Genomic DNA, 18,710 nt, shown 5'->3' on the forward strand with positions numbered 1-18,710 from the left:
GCCGGCACCCCGCCTTCCCCCACGCATCCTCGGTTTGTTTTCTCTCATTCGAGACAGGTGCCTCATGACCGACCGGCAGTTCGCCGACCCTTCGCTCCCGCCCGTGATCGACACCGTGATCCGGCAGTCAGCCACCGTCCTGAGGACCTATCAGGTCGACCCGGGACTGGTGCAGGAGCACGCCAACGGCGAACGTCGCATCACCCAGGGCGGCTACGGGGAACGCCAGTTGCTCGAACTCGTCCAGAACGCGGCGGACGAGATCGCGGCGAAGCCTGGCGGCAAGCTGCACGTCGTCCTCACGGATGATCACCTCTATTGCGCGAACGAAGGCACCCCGGTCACACCGGAGGGAGCCGAGACGATTCTGCGCATGAGTGTCTCCCGGAAGCGCGGTGGCCAGATCGGTCGCTTCGGAGTCGGCGTCAAGTCCGTGCTCTCCGTATGTGACTCACCCCAGTTCTTCAGCGACGGAGGCGGCTTCGGGTTCGGTTTCGACCGGGACTGGTCCGCCGCCGAGATCGCCCGGGCACTCGGCAGGCAGGGTGACATCGGCATGGACACCCCGGTGCTGCGTATGGCACGCCCTCTCGACGTCGAGCAGGAGCGGACTGACGACAATGTGTTGGACAAACTCCTGCGTTGGGCGACCACGGTGGTCCGTCTTCCCCTGAAGGCAGGTGCCGCCGAGCGCCTCGGGCGCGACATCAGCGGTCACAGGAGTCGCGACGGGCGGATGACGGACGCCTTCCCCGCCCACTTCCAGTTGTTCTCCTCCCATGTCGGCCAGGTCCTTCTGCATGACGAGCGCTCCATGCCGCCCGCGCGCAGGGAGATCTCCATCGAGCGCGAGGGCAGCCACCGCATCCTCAAAGAGGTCGCACGCGGCGCGAAGCAGACGATCGAGCAGTGGAAAGTGTTCTCGGCCACCTACTCCCCCGCCGGCGAGGCCGCGGAGAGCGCGGGTGAACTGCACGGCCGGCCGGAACTCGAAATTTCCTGGGCGGTGCCCGAGTACACCGTCCGCGGCGGGCTGTACACCACACCTGTCGGCAGGGGTTCATTCTGGGCGTTCTTCCCGACCAAGTACGAGGTCTCCCTGACCGGCATCCTGAACGCTCCGTGGAAGACGAACGAGGACCGCCAGCACCTTCTCGACGGCAGCCCGTTCAACCGGGAGCTGCTGCAGGTGGCAGCCCGGTTGGTGATCGACACGCTGCCCGAGCTCGTACCCGCCGAAGACCCCGCCGCCTTTCTTCCGCTGCTGCCCGGCCGCAGCAAGGAGAAGCTCAACTGGGCCGACGACTATTTTCTCCGACGGGTGTGGGAGATCGCTGCCGAACGCCCCTCGCTGCCTGACCAGGACGGCAAGCTCCAGGTTCCTCGCGATCTGCTCATCACACCTTCCGGTCTGGAAAAGGAATGGGTACAGATCTGGTCGGAGTACAGCGGCCGCCCCACCAATTGGGTGCACCCGTCCGTCGACGCCTCCGACAACGCCCTCCGCCGCGGCAAGATGAAGCAGATTCTGGATGCTGCGGGAAAGACGCCCGAGAATGCCAAGGACTGGCTCGAGGCCCTGGTCTCCGACGGCTCCGCAGAGGCGTCCTCCCACGCCATCGAGATCCTCTCCCTCATGGTCCTCAAGGACCAGGCCGGGCGTCTACGCGGTGACTCCGACCTCACGGCCGAAGCCCGCAAGGCCAGGATCGTGCTCACCGAGGAGCACGGGATGGTCGCACCTGTGGCGGGTGAGATCTTCCACCGAACCTCGGCCGACACGCTTCGTGACGACATGGTCTACGTCCATCCATCGATCTCCGGACGTCCCGAGATGGCGCGGCACCTGCACAACATCGGTATCAGGGTCGCCGATGCGCAGGGACGGTTCGAGGGTGTCCTCGACCAGGGGTTCGACAACTACGACGCCAACGCATGGTCGAACTTCTGGGTTCTCCTGCGGAGCGCCGGTGGCAGCATGCAGGTGGACCGGATCCGCTCCAAAGTGCCGAAGCCGCTGGAGACGTTGCGCGTCCGCACCATGGACGGGCGATATCGACCGATGCGCGACTGTCTCCTGCCCGGCCCCGTGGTGCCCGCAGACGGAAGTCGCGACAAGGCTGTCGCGGTCGATCTGACGTTCCACGAGAGCGACAGGTCTGTCTTCCGTGACCTCGGGTTGTTCGACCGCCCCACGGGCGGATACCGACCCCACGACGAAGCCTGGTTCCAGGACTACCGGCAGGCCGTTCATGACCGGCACCTGCGCGCCTTGGCGAGCACTGCCCCGCGTCCCAGCATCTCCCGGCTCACGGTCGAGGGTGCCGCGACGTTGGGCCCCCTGCATCTGTTGCCCGTTCTGTCCGAGGAGGGTCGCGCCGCCTTCGTGTCAGCTCTGCCCGCGTCGGACATATCACAGCACTGGCAGATGCAGTACGGGTCCACCGCCAATACGCGCAAGGCCGTCGTGTCCCCACTGCGCTGGGTGATCAACAAGCACGGACTCGTCAAGACCTCCATGGGCCTGACCCGTGTGCCCGAGGCCGTCGGCCCTCAGCTCAAGTCGTTTCGTTCCGTGCTCCCCGTCGCAGAGATCCCGGAGGAGACGGCCCGAAGGCTCGGCATGCCCACCACCGCCGACGAAGTGCCGCTCCGGCGTTGGAACAAGCTCCTGGACCTTCTGCTCGTGAGCGAGGACGACGCGTTCATCGGACGTGCGTACGCCCAGTTGCTCCGCGTCGGCTTCGAGTTCCCCGAAGGTGTGCCCACCCGCTGCCGCGTGGGCACCTCATGGGAGGGTCGTCCGGACAGCGAAATCGCTGTCGCGACCAACCCGGTGGAGTTCAAGGAACTCGTCAGAGAACGACTCCCCGCGCTCCTGGTCGCCGACAGGACGGACGCCGATGCCGCGAAGTCGATGATCGAGGACTGGGGCATGCTCAAGGTCTCGGACGTCATCAGCAGGGAGATCGAGCTCGTCAAGACCGGGCGGGCTTCGTCCCTCTTCGAAGAGTTCCCGACGGTCAAGGCTCGCCTGGGCCAGGCAGGTAGCAGTCACAAGATCCAGCGCTGCTCCGAGATCACGCAGGTGATCCGCACTCCCAGGGGCAGCGACCGCAAGCCGCTCCCCTTCGCGAAGAAGGGCCAGACCCTCCTCGTCCTGGATTCCCTGGACCGTCTGCAGGTCCTGCAGGCCGCCGACAAGGAGTTCAAGTGGGGCTTCGGCACGGCGGGTTGCAGCCAGGCCCTGGCACTCCAGGAGAAGCAGGAACACGACCAGACCCTTCAGGCTCGGCTGAGGGCCGTGCGGGAGGCCGAGAGCATCATCGACAAGATCGATCTGCTGATCGGTGAGGAGGCGCTGCGCGGTGAGCTTCCCTCCGGCCTCATGGAGAGCGAGATCCATGAGCAGGGCGCGGAACCGAGCTCACGACGCATCGCGGAGATGGCCTTCAACGCACACGGCGAGGCGATCCTCCGGGTGCATTCCCGGGACCTCGCGCTGGACTTCCCCACCCGTGCCCCTACGTCCTTCAGCGGGAGTTCGAAGGCACTGCGCTTCGTTACCGACCTAGGGTTTCCGGACTCTTTCGCCGGCGCCCAGGTGCCCTCGTTGGACCCCCGTTTGGAGGTTGACGGGCCCTCCGAGTTTCCCTCCTTGCACCCGTACCAGGAAGAACTGGCGCAGGCGCTGCTGAACCTCCTGAAGAATCCGATGCCCCAGCGCGGCATGCTCAGTTTGCCGACCGGGGCCGGTAAGACGCGTGTCACCGCGGAGGGCGTGATCCGGTGGATCCGTGATCGGGTGGACCTGCCCGGACCGATCCTGTGGATCGCCCAGACCGAGGAGTTGTGCGAGCAGGCCGTGCAGAGTTGGAAGTTCGTCTGGTCGAAGGTCGGCCCCGAACAGCCTCTGGTCATCAGCCGGCTGTGGTCCTCCAACGAAGCCACTCCGGTGGACGGTCGCCCGCACCTGGTCGTCGCAACCGATGCCAAGCTGGATCGCTGCATGGCGGAGGAGGACTACGCCTGGCTGCGGGAGACCGCCTCGCTCGTCATCATCGACGAGGCGCACACCGCGATGTCCAAGCGTTACACCGGTCTCCTCGAACAGCTCGACCTCACACACCGTCGTACCGGTCGGCACCTGATCGGACTCACCGCGACTCCGTACAAGAACAACACGGACCTGACCCGTCTCCTGGTGCAGCGGTTCGGCAACCGCCTCGACACCGGCGTGTTCGACGGCGACCTGGCCGTCGCCATCAACGAGCTGCAGCAGATCGGTGTCCTTGCCCAGGTGAAGCACCGGGAGCTGCCGGGTGCGGCCATAGCCCTGACGGCCGACGAGCGTGCACAGTCCGAGAAGTTCGCCACCCTGCCGAAGGGGGCCGAGCAACGGCTTGCCGAGGACCACGGACGCAGCCAACGCATCGTCGACGAGATCGCCGCCATGCCGTCGGACTGGCCGGTGCTGGTGTTCGCCACGTCCGTGGCACACGCCAAGCTGCTCGCCGCCAAGCTCGGTGACCGGGAGATCAAGGCGGCTGCGATCGACTCGACCACGCCCACCAACGAACGCCGGAAGCAGATCGACGACTTCCGCAAGGGCAAGATCCAGGTCCTGACGAACTACGGGGTGCTCACGCAGGGATTCGACGCGCCTGCCACCCGGGCCGTGGTCGTCGCCCGCCCGACCTACAGCCCGAACATCTATCAGCAGATGATCGGACGTGGGCTTCGTGGTCCGAAGAACGGTGGTAAGGAGAGCTGCCTGATCCTGAACGTGCGGGACAACATCACCAACTACGGCGAGAACCTCGCCTTCACCGAATTCGAGTATCTGTGGGACGGGAACCAGTGACCATCACCCCTCTCACCGAACACCGGCTCACCGTTGCACAGCAAGCCGTGGTCGACCAGCCCTGGGACGCACGGGTACTGGTCACCGCCGGAGCCGGGGCCGGCAAGACGCACACCCTCGTGCGCAGGCTCGACGTGTTGGTGGACCGCGAGGAACTGGAGGCCGGGGAGATCCTGGTGCTCAGTTTCTCCAGGGCCGCCGTACGCGAGCTCACCGAGCGCATCGAGCGGCACGCCGTCGCCGCCCAACGTATTCGCGTGCAGACCTTCGACTCCTGGGCCGCGGCCCTACTGAATCGGGCGTACCCGGATGTGGCCTGGGGCACGTACAGCTTCGACAAGCGCATCGAAGCGGCCACCGAGGCCATCGACAAGGGGGCGGTCGAAGCCGGCGCGTATACACCCGCGCATGTGGTCATCGACGAGGTGCAGGATCTGGTCGGCGTCCGTAGGGAAATGGTCGAGGCCCTCCTCGACCGGTTCCAGGAGAACAGCGGTTTCACCGTCGTGGGTGACTCGGCCCAGTCCGTATACGGGTTCCAGGTCTCCGACCCCGACCAGCGTGCCGCAGAGATCGACCGCTTCATGGACTGGGTGCGTGCCACCTTCGGTGAGGATCTTGTGGAGCTCCACCTGGGGGACAACTTCCGGGCGCGCAGCGACGCCGCGCGGATGGCGCTTCCCTACGGTTCCCAGTTGCAGCGGTTGCCCCGTGACAAGGACGGGGCGGCTGATGTGGCGGAGCGCATCCATGGTGACCTGCGCGCGCTGTTGCTGTCCGCACCGAATTTCGGCGACCTCACGGACGAGTACGTACAGGCGGCGCTGCGGGAATACCCGGACACGACCACCATCCTGTGCCGCGACAACGGTCAGGCGTTGACGTTGTCCGGCGTGCTGGCCGAGGCCGAGGTCCCGCACACACTGCAACACTCGGCGCGGGAGCGATCGGCGCCCGTCTGGATCAGCCAACTGCTCGCGTCGACCGAGGCGACCACGCTCGGTAGAGAGCGCTTCGACGAACTGCTCACCGATGTGCGGGGGCCGGCCGGCGCGACACCGGAAGCGTTGTGGCGGTCCCTGCGCAAGGTGGCCCGGGGCAGCGGCCGTGGCACCCTCGACGTCGTCGCCCTCCATCGAGCACTCGCCGAGGGCAGACTGCCCGACGAGCTCACGGCGTCGCAGCCTTCCTCGCTCGTGATCTCCACCGTGCACCGAGCCAAAGGTCTGGAGTTCGACCGGGTCCTGATCGTGGAACCCGGTGTGTTGAAGGAGCCGACTCAGGTCCGGAAGAAGAAGTACGACTACGATCCGGCGGCTGAAGCCCGACTCCTCTACGTGGCCATGACCCGTGCACGGGATGATCTGTATGTTTTGGACGCACCCAACTCGTGGCTCGTGCGCAAGGACAAAAGGATCGACCGCTGGTACCTGGGCGGTCGCAGCAACTGGGCGCGCAACGGCATCGAGCTGATCGGCTCGGACGTCTCCCATGAGCAGCCTCCGGGCACGGAGGAGATCCGACAGGACGCCACCGATGTCCGGCAGTACCTCCTCACGGAGGTCGGCGCGGGGGCCGAGGCGGAACTCGTCCTGTTGCACGGCATCCCCGTCGCCGCAGATCAGTCGCCCCCGTATGCGGTGGTGGTCGGCGGGCGACGGATCGCGGTGGTGTCGGAACGCTTCCGCTCCGATCTGCACCGGCTGCTGCGCCGCAACGCGCACTCCCTGGTCGAACGATGGCCACCGTTGATCACCGGCCTCAGGGTCGACTGTGTGGAAAGTGTCGCGGGCAGTCCCTCCGCCACCGAAGCCGCTGGGCTCGGCGCGCACGGTGCCTGGCTCGCACCCCGGCTTTGCGGTCTGGGGCGCTTCCACTGGGACCCGTACGCGGCAGCAGAGGAAGGAAACGAAGGATGAGCGGGTCGACTCACCAGGCACATTACGAGGTACGCGACGCGCTTCTGGGTTCCCTACGCCAAGACCTGCTCGGTCCGGTCGGAGGCCCGGACGAGGTGCTCACCGACGACGCGCCGATCACCATGTACCCGGTCGGTGTGCTCTTCCCTCGCTCGCGCCCGAGCGGGACCGACAGCCCGTCCCCGGGCCGTCCGACGGAGGAGGGCGAGCTGGAGTCCGAGCGTGACGGCCTGGACACCGTCGCCCTCGGAGCCCGTCAGGACGCCGAGGAAGGGCCTGGCGACCTTGGCGTCTCGTTGGCGAATGTCCGAATGCCGTCGTCCGTCGGTCTGACGTTCGCCGTGGATCCGAGTGTGTCCGCACGGATTCGTCTGTCCGTGAGCGCCGCTGTCTACACTCCCGAGGACGCCGAGGGCAAGCCGGTGTCGGCGAAGCGGACGGAGGCACGCAGCACGAAAGCGCAGCGGGAGCACTGGCGGCGTTCAGCCCTGCGGATCGACCCGGTCGACGTGGACGTCACCCGCTCGGGCATGTTGCATCCCGTCGTGCTGCATCCGGGCCTGCAGTTGCGCGTCCTGGTCCGCCCGCGGTCGGAGGTGGACGGGACCGTGACGGTGACGGCCACGGTCGTCAACGACCTGGAGGTCGGACAGTACGACCTCCGGGACGCGCACTGCTTCTACCAACCGGAACTGGTTGTCACCGCCGAGGACGGCAGGGCTCCGGTGTTCGTGGTACGACCGGCAACCTCGCGGGCGATCGACCCGGAACAAGCACTGAGCCGGCTCCTCTACCGACACGTACCGAGCTTCGCCATAGGGCATGGCTGCGCGGCCCAGTGGGACTGGACGCCTCCTCCGGTGGGATCCGCCTCGGTCGACCGTCCGGCCGTCACCGCTCTCCGCACCGAGTTCATCCCCTCCCACGAGGTATTGCTGACCGACTCGAACCCCGGGATCGACGACGGTGCTCTGGCCATGCACCGGCTCGGTACCGACCCGACCGACGAAGTGGTGTCCGCCCTCCGTGATCTGCTGACCGGATACGAACTGTGGATCGAAGGACAGGAAGACCAAGCACGCCTCTTGCGCGGCACGGAGCACGGCCGGGCCGCGGCTGATCAGGTCCGGCTCTGTCGCCGAGCCCTGGGTCGGATGCGTGAGGGCGTCGCCCTTCTGGAGGACGCAGAACGGCCGGAGGTTCTGCGTGCGTTCCGGCTGGCGAACCTGGCCATGGCCGAACAACGGGCGCGCACCGTGTGGATCAGGAGAGGAAGGTCAGGTGAGCCGGACGACCGGGCCGGACGCTGGCGCCCCTTCCAGATCTCCTTCATGCTGCTGTGTCTGGCCGGAATCGTCACCCCGAGCCACGACGACCGTGAGGTGTCCGACCTCCTGTGGTTCCCTACCGGCGGTGGCAAGACGGAGGCATACCTCGGACTGATCGCTTTCACCACTTTCCTGAGGCGCCTGCGGGACGGTGAGAAGGGGGCCGGCGTGACCGTACTCATGCGGTACACCCTCCGGCTGCTCACCCTCCAACAGTTCGAGCGCGCCACGGCGCTGATCTGCGCCATGGAGAAGCAGCGGCGCGCCGACCCGACGGCCCTCGGTGGGGAGGAGATCTCCATCGGCATGTGGGTGGGGCGTTCGGCCACACCCAACACCCTCGCAGTCGCCAACGGCCGGCTGGCCGATCTTGTACGTAACGAGAGCTTGCAGCTCCAGACCGAGAATCCGGTCCAGCTGCGGAACTGCCCTTGGTGCGGCGAGCCGCTGCGACCTCGGGACTATGCGGTCGACGACGACGCGGTGCGCATGACGGTCCGATGCCCGTCCGGAGACTGTGACTTCCACAGTGGCTTGCCCGTACATCTCATCGACGAAGCCGTGTACGCCCACCGTCCGACCTTGGTCATCGCGACGGTCGACAAGTTCGCCTCGATGCCGTGGCGGCCCGCGTCGGCCGCCCTGTTCAATCGGGACGTGGACGGAGTCCGACCTCCCGAGCTCATCGTCCAGGACGAACTCCACCTGATCTCAGGTCCTCTCGGCACGTTGACCGGGCTGTACGAGACAGCTGTGGACACTCTGGCCTGCCGTCCGAAGGTCATTGCGTCCACCGCGACCATCCGACGCGCCGATGAGCAGGGCGCTCACCTGTTCGCCCGCTCGGTGGAGCAGTTCCCTCCCGGCGGCCTGGACGCCCGGGATTCCTGGTTCTCCGTCGAAACGCCGCGTGAGCGCAAAGCGGCCCGCCGCTACGTCGGACTGCTCACGTCCAGCACCAGTCAGGCAACCTTGTTGATCAGGGTGTACGCGGTTCTGCTCCATCGAGCACACACCTACGACGCCGCGCCCGAGGTGAAGGACGCCTACTGGACTCTGGTCGGCTACTTCAACAGTCTGCGACTGCTCTCCGCTGCGGAACTTCAGGTCCTGGACGATGTGCAGGAGCGACTGGGCCACCTGGCCCTACGGGACGGGGTCAAGGTGCGCCGCGCGGACGCGCTCACCGAGTTGAGCAGCCGGGCGGATTCGAGTGACATCTCACGTCGGCTCAAGCAGGTGGAGCGGCAACTCCCGATGCCGGACGTGCTGGACGTGTTGCTCGCGACCAACATGATCTCCGTGGGTGTCGATGTGGACCGACTGGGTCTGATGGCGGTGATGGGGCAGCCCCAGACCACCGCCGAATACATCCAGGCGACGAGCCGCGTCGGCCGGCAACACCCCGGCCTCGTTGCGATCATGCTGAACTCCGCTCGCTCACGGGACCGGTCCCACTACGAGGACTTCCAGAACTTCCACTCAGCCCTGTACCGCGAGGTGGAGTCCACCAGCGTGACTCCGTTCTCTGCTCGCGCTCGCGATCGAGGACTGCATGCCGTCGTGGTGGCCCTGGCCCGGTTGATGCTGCCTGCCGCACGGGCCAACGAGTCAGCAGCCCTGGTCGATGACTTCGTCACCGACCTGCGCGAGAAGGTCGGTAAGGCGCTGCTCGACCGCGTGGCGCAGGTCGAGCCCGCCGAATTCCGGGCGACCACCGCGGCCTTCGAAGAGTTCGTCGTCTGGTGGCAACAGGAGGCGCGCGAACGTCCGAACCTCGTGTACGAAGCCTCACGTGGTTCTCGCGGCCCCGCACTGTTGGCCAATTACGACGACGAGTCGACCGACGCGTCGCCGTGGAAGACACTCTGGAGTCTGCGCGACGTAGACGCCTCGTCCACCTTCTTCGAGGAGCGCTGACCCATGGGTCCAGTCCCGCCCCGCACCCGCCGCCGCGGTCTGCCGTCGACTCCGGCACGTACCGTCCGAAAGCTCGGGGAGATCCGCCGCGCCCAGCTCATCACGACCTACGGCGTTGGCGCCATGATCGCGGTGGAGAACGAGTCCTTCCTCATCCGCGGTATCGACTCGTGGGATGTGTCCGACGCTCCCTCCATCTCGGAGCCCCGACTGGCCAGACAACTCGGTGTGTCCACCTTCCGGATGCCACCGGCCCCTGAACCCGGGCGAGCTCGGGACGGAGTGAGGGCCGTGCGCTTCCCGGAGATGTACTCCTGTCCTCAGTGCCACCAGCTCCAGTACTTCCGGAAGTTCAACTCGCCGGCCGGACGCGCCGAGTGCTCGACCTGTCAGGAGAGGCTGGTCCCGTCCCGCTTCGTCATCGCGTGCGAGCGCGGTCATCTGGAGGACTTCCCGTACTGGAAGTGGGTTCACCGGGGTAGCCGGACGGAAGCCGGATCCTGCGGCGGTCGACTGACCTTCCGGGCCGATGGCTCCACCGCATCGCTGCGTTCCGTGTTGATCGGTTGCAGCTGCGGGGTTCAGGAGGTCTCCCTCGAAGGTTCGTTCCGACGGCAGGCCCTGCGGGAACTGGGTATTCGGTGCGGTGGTCGCCGCCCGTGGCTCAAGGACGCGCCCGCCGAGGACTGCCAGGAGCCGCCGCGCACCCTTCAGCGTGGTTCGTCCTCGGTGTGGTTCCCGGTCATGTACTCGGCGTTGTCCATACCTCCGTGGAGCCAGGGCATCGCCAAGCTGGTCGCGCCGTACTACGACGTCTTCCGGAACGAGAGCTCCGCCGCCATCGAGACGTTCGTGCGCATGCAGAAGCTTCTCCGGCATCATCCGAACTACACCGCGGCCGATGTGGTGGCCGAGGTGGAACGTAGACGTGCGGCCGAGGTGTCGACGGCCGAACCGGCCGCCGAGGCCACCAGCATTGAGCCACCCCGCAATTACCGGCGGGAGATCTACGAGGGTGAATACCGAAGCCTGTGCAAGCCCCACGTCGAGGACGCCGAGGTGGAACAGGATTTCGTGTGCGAGCCGCCCGCCGCCCCGATCGACGCGCTGCGATCCCCCTGGGGGCTGACTCAGGTCATGCTGGTCAAGCGACTGCGGGAAGTGCGGGTGCTGCAATCGTTCCGGCGGGTGGAGGAGCCCAGTGCCGCGGACTCCCCCCTGCGCGAGGCCGCGATCTCACTCGCCGAGCCGAGTTGGCTGCCGGCCTTCGAGGTGAGCGGTGAGGGTGTCTTCGTCCGTCTCGACCCGGAGCGGCTCAATGCATGGGAACAGGAACGGCATCAGATCGCTCGGGCCGAACTGATCCGCGCGAATCACGAGAGGTTGTTGTCCGCCCGCGCAGGTGATTCGGGAAAACCGCTGCCGCCTTCGCCGGCGACGCCTCGCTTCCTCCTTCTCCACGCCCTCGCCCACATCCTGATCAACGAATGGAGCCTCGACGGCGGTTACCCGGCCGCTTCCCTCCGCGAGCGGATCTACGGCGAGAAGGACATGGCGGGGGTGCTCATCTACACCGCTACCAGCGACTCCGCCGGCAGTCTCGGAGGCGTCGTAGCCCAGGGCGAACCTGACCGCTTGGAAGCATCCCTCCGGTCCGCCCTGCAGAGAGCGAGTTGGTGCTCGAACGACCCCCTGTGCATGGAGGCAGGGGCGAGCGGAGCGGACAGCCTGAACTTGGCTGCCTGCCATGCCTGCCTGCTGCTCCCCGAGACGAGTTGCGAGAACAACAACATCCTGCTTGACCGCGCAGCTCTGATCGGAACACCGGACGGTGGAATACCGGGATTCTTCAGGCTGTGACGCCCAACGGTCGACGGTCGGGTGCACACACCGACCGTCGGATCGGGTCGCGCGGCCTACTGACTTCCGGGGCCCCGTCCCGCACCCGGCGTCACCGACGGGGTCGTGACCGGATCGCTGCCCGTCTGTTCAGACGGGCGCATCCGCCGCCAACGCCGTAAAAGCCGCCCAGGCGCAGGGGGAAACCGTCAGCGCGTGTCTCTGAGTGTTCTTGGAGTCGCGGACCAGTACGGCCTCGTGACAAACGGCGACCTCGACGCAGTTGCCACCGCCGCCACCGCTGTAGCTGCTCTTGAACCAAGCTGGTTCGGTAGTGCTCATAGCGCTCCTCGCATCTGCTCCAGCAGACTCGCGGTGGCTTGATGACTCAGAGCCTGCGAGCGCATCTTGCCATAGCGCTGAAGCATCGCGCTCGCGGCTTTCGGGTCGCTGATCAGCATGCTGCTGTCGTGCGCTTCGACGTATCCCACCCATCGGTGCTCCGCCGTCTCTGCCAGGGAGAGCGGGCCTTCGAAGCCTGAGTGATCCTCCTGGACCAGTGGCATCGCCTGGATCTCGACGTTTCGCAGGCGTCCGGCTACGAGTAGGTGGTCGATGAGGGCCCGTGTCACCTCGACGCCTGCCATGCGACGTTCCAGCAGCGCCTGTTCGATGATGAAACTGAATGTCGTGTTGGGCCGTTCCGACAGGAGACGCTGTCGCTCCAGCCGGGCCGTGACTTGATACTCGAATTGCTCCTCCGCGAGGGGAGGCAGGCGGCGGTCGAAGAGAGCACGGATATACGACTCCGGTTGCAGCAGGCCGGGAATCACACTTGATTCGTATGCGAAGAGCGAGACCGCTTCCTCCTCGATCCCCGCCCACTGCATGAACCACGACGCCAGCCCCACCTTTCGCGTCAGGCTCCTGGCCGCCGCCGACAGTACGCGGGCCGCCGTCGCTCCGAGTACGTCCTCCGAGCGGTCCAGCAGGTCCTTCGGCGGGAATCGCTTGCCCTGCTCGATCTTGGCGATGTAAGCCGCCGAGTACTGCACCAGGGGCGCGAACTGCTCCTGCGTCAGGCCGGCTTCGTCCCGCAGGGCCTTCAGTACCGCCCCGAACGTCTTGAGGCTGTCCGACAGCTCCGGCTCACCGCAGTGCCCGCCGCTCCTGTCCCCGTCCGTAGCCATCCGCGGCCGCCTTTCCCTGTGCCAGGCCCTGTCGCGGGGCCCGCCCCTGTCGTACCGTGCGTCGTCCGGGCTGCACCACCGCCTGACCCTGGTCGATGGTCACGTACTGTGACACGTACGGTCCAGCGCGTCAGCCAGTACAAGCCGATCTGTATCGGTGCCGTGCCTGCCGCCCGGTCCGCGCCGCCGTCAGGCTGGCCGCATGTCAGCCCCCCACACCCGAACCGCCGCCCTGGCGGGCGTGTTCGTCCAGCGCTTCTCCGCCACACGTCGCGGGGCGCGTCTCGCCCGCCTGCTCACGGCCCTCCAACTCGTCGAGTGGGGACACCCGCGCGGTACGGACCACCACGACACGGTCACCGTCGTCGTCGCGGAACTCGCCGCGAACGCCGTGCTGCACGGCCGCGTGCCCGGCCGGGACTTCGCCCTGGTGCTCACACACGACGACGGCCGGGGCGTCATTCGTGTCGAGGTGTCCGACACCCACCCCGCCCGCCCCGCCCGCGCCGCGCCGGGTCCCGCCGAGGACCACGGGCACGGCCTCGTCCTCGTGGACGCGCTCGCCCTCCGATGGGGTGTCCAGGACCGCGTGGGACCGGGCAAGACCGTCTGGGCGGAGTGCTCGGTGCCCACCTCTCCCGGGACGTGCGAGATCCTGCGCGCCGCGGAACCGAGCGGATCGCGCCGCCACCCCGCACGGTGAGTACGGCGCCCACGGCCGCAGGGAGGGCCCCGGTGCGCGTCCCGCGCCCTGGCCACATCCCGTCATCCGCTCCTGCCTCGTCACTCCACTCACCCCGTCCCCGGTGCGCGGGGCAGACGTCACGCGCGGTGAGGCCGGCTCCGCACCGCCGATCACGGTCGTGGTGCGGGGCGATAGCCTCGACGTCCATGAGCACCTTGCAGACCATCAGCGACGTGTCCGTGTGGGTGTGCGCCTCCGAGGGTGGGGTGATCAGCAGCGAGCAGGATGCCCTCGACCTCGTGGGCAACGCCTCCTATCAGGGCGCCCAGTGGGTGGTCGTCCCCGTCGAGCGGCTCGACGACGCCTTCTTCGAGCTGCGTACGCGCGTCGCCGGCGACATCGTGCAGAAGTTCGTCAACTACCGCATGGGGCTCGTGGTGCTCGGCGACATCTCCGCCCACACGGCGAGGAGTTCGGCACTCCGGGACTTCGTCCGTGAATGCAACCGCGGGCGTCAGACGTGGTTCCTCCCCGACGTCGAGGAGATGCAGGCGCGCTTGAAGGGTTAGGACACCGGCCGGTTTCGGTCCGGCCTCCTGGCGGATGGACGGGTTGGCCCCCCGACCTGGACGGGTTCAGCGCAGGGTCAGCGCCTCTTCGAGGACCGCGCTGAGCGGCGTGGCACCACGTCCGAGCAGCTCCTCCAACGCCGGTCCGGTGGTGGCGAACTCGCCCCGCCGGGATGCGTGGAACATGCCGATCAGCATCTGCGCCTGGGCCGCGGGGACACCGTGCTCGATCAGGCCGGCCACCCACTCGTCGTCGTCGGTGACCACGCGGCGGACGGTGCGTCCGGTGAGTCGGGTGAGGATGCCGGCGACGTCGTCCAGGTCCAGCGCGTCCGGTGCGGTCAGCGGCGGGGTCGCACCGTCGTAGCGGCCTTCGTCCGCGAGGAGGACCGCCGCGGCTTCGGCGAGGTCGGCGTGGGAGGTCCACGACACGGGGCCGTCGGCCGGTGCGACGAGTTCGCCGGTTTCGAGCGCCCGGCCGAGGAGGAGCGGGACCGTGCTCGCGTAGAACCCGTTGCGCAGCGCGGTGAACGGTGTCCGGGCCTCGCTCAGGTACTGCTCCGTGGCGGCGTGGTCGGGCATGGGCGCGAAGAGGGAGTCCGCCCGGGCGCCCTGGTGGCTGGTGTAGAGGATGCGCCCGGCCCCCGCGGCACGGGCGGCGTCGACCGCGGCGGCGTGCTGGGCGACCGCCGCCTCCCCGGTGTCGTTCGCCGACACGACGAGTACCTGCCTGGCGCCTTCGAACGCGTCCTTGAGGGTGTCCGGGTCCGAGAAGTCACCTCGCCGCACGCGGACGCCGCGCGCGGCGAGGCCGGCGGCGCGATCCGTGTCGCGAACGCTGACGGCCACCGCCTCGGCGGGCACCCGCTCGAGCAGGTACCGGACGATCTTGGAGCCGAGTTGGCCGGTTGCACCGGTGACGACGATCATGTCGCACCCTCCTGTTACCGCTGGAATCACGTGGGCACCATCAACGATAACACTGACATCATTCTTCTGTTAGCGGCGTTACGGGGAGGGTGGGCGGAGCCGTACGCCCTCGCGCGAAGGGGCGGCTCGGTAGCCCCTGAGCCGCCTGGACGGATGATGGCGCGGCATCCGAGGACGCCGCGCCATCACCTGTGACCACCGGCCGCCCGGCCCGCCGACCGGACAACCGTTCAGCTCATCGGCCGATCACCGATCAGTCGATCAGCGGATCAGCCGTTGAACACTCAGCCGTTCCACCGCTCAACCGCTCACGGTGATGTTGGAGTTGCCACTGCTCTGGTAACCCTCGGTGGCGAGCATCATGTAGTAGTTGAAGCTGCCCATCGGCATCCCGGCGCGGGACCAGGCGTCGAAGTGGTTGCCGGTCGTGATGGTGCCCCCGGTCCTCCTCTGCTGCCGCACGCTCCAGTACTGGTTGAACGTCTTCGTGCCCTCGACGGACGGGGCGTTGTACCGCGTCGTCTGATAGATGTCGTACGTACCGCCGTCGCTGGTGACGGTGCCCTTGTAGGTGCCCGTGGGCCGGTAGGTGCCCCAGTTGTCGACGATGTAGTACTCGACGAGCGGGTTCGCGGTCCATCCGTAGAGGGTGAGGTAGCCGTTCCCGGACGGGTTGAAGCTCCCGGAGTACCGGACCGTCCGGCGACCGCCGTTGGCCCAGCCCTTGCCGCAGACGAAGTTCCCGCAGTTGGTCCACGAGGTGCGGTAGTTGCCCCCGGAGCCCAGGGTCATGGAGACCGAGCCGCCACCGTCCGTCCAGAACGAGTAGTAGAAGCCGCCGTTGTTGCCGGTCTGGTTCGTGGTGATCGTCGTGTCCGCGTGTGCGGTGCCCGGCAGGAGCAGCCCGGCCGTGGCACCCAGCGCCAGGGATCCGGCGCCGCCGATGAAGCTTCTGCGGCTCGTCGAGCGGGGGGCTTCGTCCTTGTGCATGCTTCCTCCTGGTGAGAACCGGCGGAGGCCAGGCAGCGGGGTACGACCCGGCCGACCTGCGCGTCAGGTCGCGGGACCGCACCGGGCCGGCGTCGGTAGGGCTGGCTGTCGGTTGCCGATGATGCTGGAGTAGCCCTATGGGGCTGTCAATACTTTCGACATCCGAACCGAAAAGATCGCCCATCGCGTGAGCTGCCTTGCCTCATATAAAGGCAGTTCAGAGTGGGTGTCACCCATCGATGCGAAGGAGCAGCAACCGGAACACTGGGTTCGGTGCCATTGACACCGCCCTTTCAAGCCGAAAAATTGCGGAACTCGTGCCGATCGAAGCCGAAGTCCGCCATGGAGCACCGCTCGCACCACTCCGGTCGGCTCGACAGCGGGCAGCGCGGCATGGAAGACGGAGAGGGCGACCCGAGCACCCCACTTCATCCGGAGCTCGCAGCTCGGACTCGCAATTGGGGCTCGGAGTTCGGGACTCCGGGCTCGGACTCGCCGCTCGGGAATCGGAGTTCGGGACTCCGGGCTCGGACTCGCCGCTCGAGACTCGCTGCGGGCCTCGAAGCCCGGGTCCCGAGTGCCGAAGCCCAGGTTCCGAGTGCCGAAGCCCGGGTTCCGAGTCCCGGCGCTCGCCCGCCGTCAACCCTCAGAACAGCAACCCCACCCTTTGGGGTCAGGTTCGCGGCGCTTCCGCCCGACGCCCGAGCTTCGGGCTTCGGGCTTCGGGCACCGAGACCCGGGATGCGAGATTCGAGCGATGCTTTCAACCGGGGGGCACAAGAAGGGGGTTCGGGGAACCCTCCCCACCTCCCCCACCCGTCACGGCCAGCAAGTATGACTAATTGTGATCAGCTTGCGGCGGAGCGTGGCGACTGCTTACGGTGCGCGAACCGAACGACCCCGACGCGGTGTTAGAAGCACCGGGCCGGGGTCTCACCTCAAGATCCGAAGCAAGGACGATCTCGTGGCTGCCAGGAACATTAGCCCCGCCCCGCTCGGGCCCGCACCCTCCCGCCCGTACCCGATGGCGAAGGCCGGTTACGGCAAGCGCTCCATGCCGGACCAGGTGCCCCGCCGGGCGGATGACTTCACGCTGCTTCCCGTGCGGGAGCGGTACGTCGCCGGGTTCATCGACCACCTCCCCGACGGCGCGGCCATGGACGTCAAGAGCCTGGCCAGGCAACTGCCCCTGTACGGCCAGCAGGCGGTCGGATCGGCTCTCAAAGCCCTTGCCGCAGCCGGGTACCTGCGTCGGGTGCGCTGCCTCGTCGGTGAGCCCGGCCAGGTCCGCTGGGTCTCCCGCACCTTCTGGACCCGCACGGCCCGCGACAACGAGTGGTGGGCCGCCGCGGAGACCGTGCGCCGGACTGCCACCGCGACCCCGACCGCCTCCCCGGTGCCCCCTCCGGCGGCCTCTGGAGCGGCAGCGTCCGCAGCCCACGGGGTCCCAGGAGCCGACGGGCCGGAGCCGGAGCCGGTGCACGGACCGGTTCCCGTGCCCGAGCCGGGGCCCCCGCACGAGCCGGTCCCCGTACGCCACCCGGAGCCCCCGACCACGGGTGCAGCCGCGCACGCACCCGTAGGCGCACCCGCAACCACGCACGTACCTGCAGCCCCACCCGCACCCGCAACCACGCACGTACCCGCAGCCCCACCCGCGCCCGCTCCCGCGCCCCCACCCGCCGTCCCCCAGCAGCGCACCACCGACCGCCCCCCGGCCCACCCACCGGCACCGGCATCGGCAGCCGCACCCGCACCGGCCTCGGCACCCGCACCGCCCACACCGCCCGCACCCGCTCACGGACCTGCCACGGCCGGCCCCTCACCCGCCTACCTCGCACTGGCGATGCTCGGCCGCGCCGACTCCCGCCTCACCCTGTCCGCCGCCGACTGCGCGGCCTTGGAGGCGCGGGCCGGGGAGTGGCTCGCACGCGGGGTGAGCACCGATTACCTCACCCAGGCCCTCACCGCCGGACTCCCCGCGCAGGTCGACTCCCCGGTCGGTTTCCTCCGCCGCCGCCTGGACACCAAGATCCCGCCGCACGTGCCCGCGGTGCGGCCGTCACCCCCGGCGGCGGGCGCCCCCGTCCACCGGGTGATGCTGGAGTGCGTCAGGTGCGGTGTGCCCGGCCGCTCCGAGGCGCTCCCCGACGGCCTCTGCCGCCCCTGCCGCCGCCCGGAAGCGGACGCGCCCACGGCCCCCGGCGCAGGGGAAGGGCCGGTCGGCCTGCCCGCCGAGCGTGACGTCCGCGCCTACGTCGCCGAACTCCGCGAGCTGCTCAAAGCGCCCTGACCGGACGGCCCGGCGCCTCGCGTTCCGTGGGACCGGCCCCGCCCGCCCCGGCGGTCACGCGGCCGGTGCGACCGGCTCCCCGAGGTGCCGGGCCGCGACACGCCACGCGTCGGTGACGGCCCGGTGCGCGATCGCGCTCGCCGACGCGACCTCCGGCGGCAGCCGCTCCGGCGCGCCCACGTG

At 68.1% G+C, this 18,710-nt stretch carries 11 protein-coding genes and 1 pseudogene; 7 read left to right on the top strand and 5 right to left on the bottom strand.

Annotated elements, in window-relative coordinates; all coding sequences use genetic code 11:
• Positions 1 to 64 precede the first annotated feature (64 nt).
• The 4 genes from ABZ371_RS05470 to ABZ371_RS05485 are packed head-to-tail and all read left to right on the top strand — an operon-like array spanning position 65 to position 11,891.
• Positions 65 to 4,864 (top strand): DEAD/DEAH box helicase, encoded by a 4,800-nt coding sequence (locus ABZ371_RS05470; protein ID WP_358673819.1) that lies wholly within the window; start codon positions 65 to 67, stop codon positions 4,862 to 4,864.
• On the top strand, positions 4,861 to 6,783 hold the full coding sequence (locus tag ABZ371_RS05475) for a UvrD-helicase domain-containing protein (RefSeq protein ID WP_358673821.1): 1,923 nt from the start codon (positions 4,861 to 4,863) through the stop codon (positions 6,781 to 6,783). The genes ABZ371_RS05470 and ABZ371_RS05475 overlap by 4 nt, the downstream gene beginning before the upstream one ends.
• A complete protein-coding gene (locus ABZ371_RS05480) occupies positions 6,780 to 10,031 on the top strand; it encodes a helicase-related protein (protein WP_358673823.1) in 3,252 nt (1,083 codons plus the stop codon). Before ABZ371_RS05475 ends, ABZ371_RS05480 begins: the two co-directional genes overlap by 4 nt.
• A gap of 3 nt (positions 10,032 to 10,034) precedes the next feature.
• The gene (locus tag ABZ371_RS05485; RefSeq protein WP_358673825.1) at positions 10,035 to 11,891 is read left to right on the top strand and encodes a DUF1998 domain-containing protein; all 1,857 of its coding nucleotides are present in this window, start codon (positions 10,035 to 10,037) and stop codon (positions 11,889 to 11,891) included.
• Between the two features lie 129 nt (positions 11,892 to 12,020).
• On the opposite strand, the gene ABZ371_RS05490 is transcribed toward ABZ371_RS05485, so the two are convergent.
• On the bottom strand, positions 12,021 to 12,212 hold the full coding sequence (locus ABZ371_RS05490) for a DUF397 domain-containing protein (RefSeq protein ID WP_358673827.1): 192 nt from the start codon (positions 12,210 to 12,212) through the stop codon (positions 12,021 to 12,023).
• Positions 12,209 to 13,060 carry a helix-turn-helix transcriptional regulator gene (locus tag ABZ371_RS05495; RefSeq protein WP_358673829.1) on the bottom strand — a complete coding sequence of 284 codons (852 nt, stop codon included), beginning with the start codon at positions 13,058 to 13,060 and terminating at the stop codon, positions 12,209 to 12,211. The genes ABZ371_RS05490 and ABZ371_RS05495 overlap by 4 nt, the downstream gene beginning before the upstream one ends.
• A 202-nt stretch (positions 13,061 to 13,262) precedes the next feature.
• On the opposite strand from ABZ371_RS05495, the gene ABZ371_RS05500 reads away from it, so the two are divergent.
• Both ABZ371_RS05500 and ABZ371_RS05505 read left to right on the top strand, forming a co-directional pair.
• Positions 13,263 to 13,763: an ATP-binding protein gene (locus ABZ371_RS05500; protein ID WP_358673831.1), complete on the top strand. Its 501-nt coding sequence runs from the start codon at positions 13,263 to 13,265 to the stop codon at positions 13,761 to 13,763.
• 188 nt (positions 13,764 to 13,951) lie between these two features.
• On the top strand, positions 13,952 to 14,314 hold the full coding sequence (locus tag ABZ371_RS05505; RefSeq protein WP_358673833.1) for a DUF4180 domain-containing protein: 363 nt from the start codon (positions 13,952 to 13,954) through the stop codon (positions 14,312 to 14,314).
• Positions 14,315 to 14,380: 66 nt separating this feature from the next.
• On the opposite strand, the gene ABZ371_RS05510 is transcribed toward ABZ371_RS05505, so the two are convergent.
• Together ABZ371_RS05510 and ABZ371_RS05515 are read right to left on the bottom strand one after the other, a co-directional pair.
• Complete coding sequence (locus ABZ371_RS05510) at positions 14,381 to 15,244, bottom strand: NAD(P)H-binding protein (protein ID WP_358673835.1); 864 nt, start codon at positions 15,242 to 15,244, stop codon at positions 14,381 to 14,383.
• A gap of 300 nt (positions 15,245 to 15,544) precedes the next feature.
• Positions 15,545 to 16,234: a glycoside hydrolase family 11 protein gene (locus ABZ371_RS05515; protein ID WP_358673837.1), complete on the bottom strand. Its 690-nt coding sequence runs from the start codon at positions 16,232 to 16,234 to the stop codon at positions 15,545 to 15,547.
• 964 nt (positions 16,235 to 17,198) lie between these two features.
• On the opposite strand from ABZ371_RS05515, the gene ABZ371_RS05520 reads away from it, so the two are divergent.
• The gene (locus ABZ371_RS05520) at positions 17,199 to 18,527 is read left to right on the top strand and encodes a MarR family transcriptional regulator (protein WP_358673840.1); all 1,329 of its coding nucleotides are present in this window, start codon (positions 17,199 to 17,201) and stop codon (positions 18,525 to 18,527) included.
• Positions 18,528 to 18,581: 54 nt separating this feature from the next.
• Here the strand turns inward: ABZ371_RS05520 and ABZ371_RS05525 are convergent.
• A pseudogene (locus ABZ371_RS05525) lies at positions 18,582 to 18,710 on the bottom strand (1-acyl-sn-glycerol-3-phosphate acyltransferase); the annotation flags it as partial.

The organism is Streptomyces sp. NPDC005899 (assembly GCF_040629645.1).
Taxonomy (GTDB): Bacteria; Actinomycetota; Actinomycetes; order Streptomycetales; family Streptomycetaceae; genus Streptomyces.

Bases quoted from the DNA above. Each gene is read 5' to 3' on its own strand.
- ABZ371_RS05490 (WP_358673827.1), bottom strand. From the start codon at position 12,212: ATGAGCACTACCGAACCAGCTTGGTTCAAGAGCAGCTACAGCGGTGGC.
- ABZ371_RS05500 (WP_358673831.1), top strand. From the start codon at position 13,263: ATGTCAGCCCCCCACACCCGAACCGCCGCCCTGGCGGGCGTGTTCGTC.
- ABZ371_RS05515 (WP_358673837.1), bottom strand. From the start codon at position 16,234: ATGCACAAGGACGAAGCCCCCCGCTCGACGAGCCGCAGAAGCTTCATC.
- ABZ371_RS05505 (WP_358673833.1), top strand. From the start codon at position 13,952: ATGAGCACCTTGCAGACCATCAGCGACGTGTCCGTGTGGGTGTGCGCC.
- ABZ371_RS05495 (WP_358673829.1), bottom strand. From the start codon at position 13,060: ATGGCTACGGACGGGGACAGGAGCGGCGGGCACTGCGGTGAGCCGGAG.
- ABZ371_RS05485 (WP_358673825.1), top strand. From the start codon at position 10,035: ATGGGTCCAGTCCCGCCCCGCACCCGCCGCCGCGGTCTGCCGTCGACT.
- ABZ371_RS05470 (WP_358673819.1), top strand. From the start codon at position 65: ATGACCGACCGGCAGTTCGCCGACCCTTCGCTCCCGCCCGTGATCGAC.
- ABZ371_RS05480 (WP_358673823.1), top strand. From the start codon at position 6,780: ATGAGCGGGTCGACTCACCAGGCACATTACGAGGTACGCGACGCGCTT.
- ABZ371_RS05510 (WP_358673835.1), bottom strand. From the start codon at position 15,244: ATGATCGTCGTCACCGGTGCAACCGGCCAACTCGGCTCCAAGATCGTC.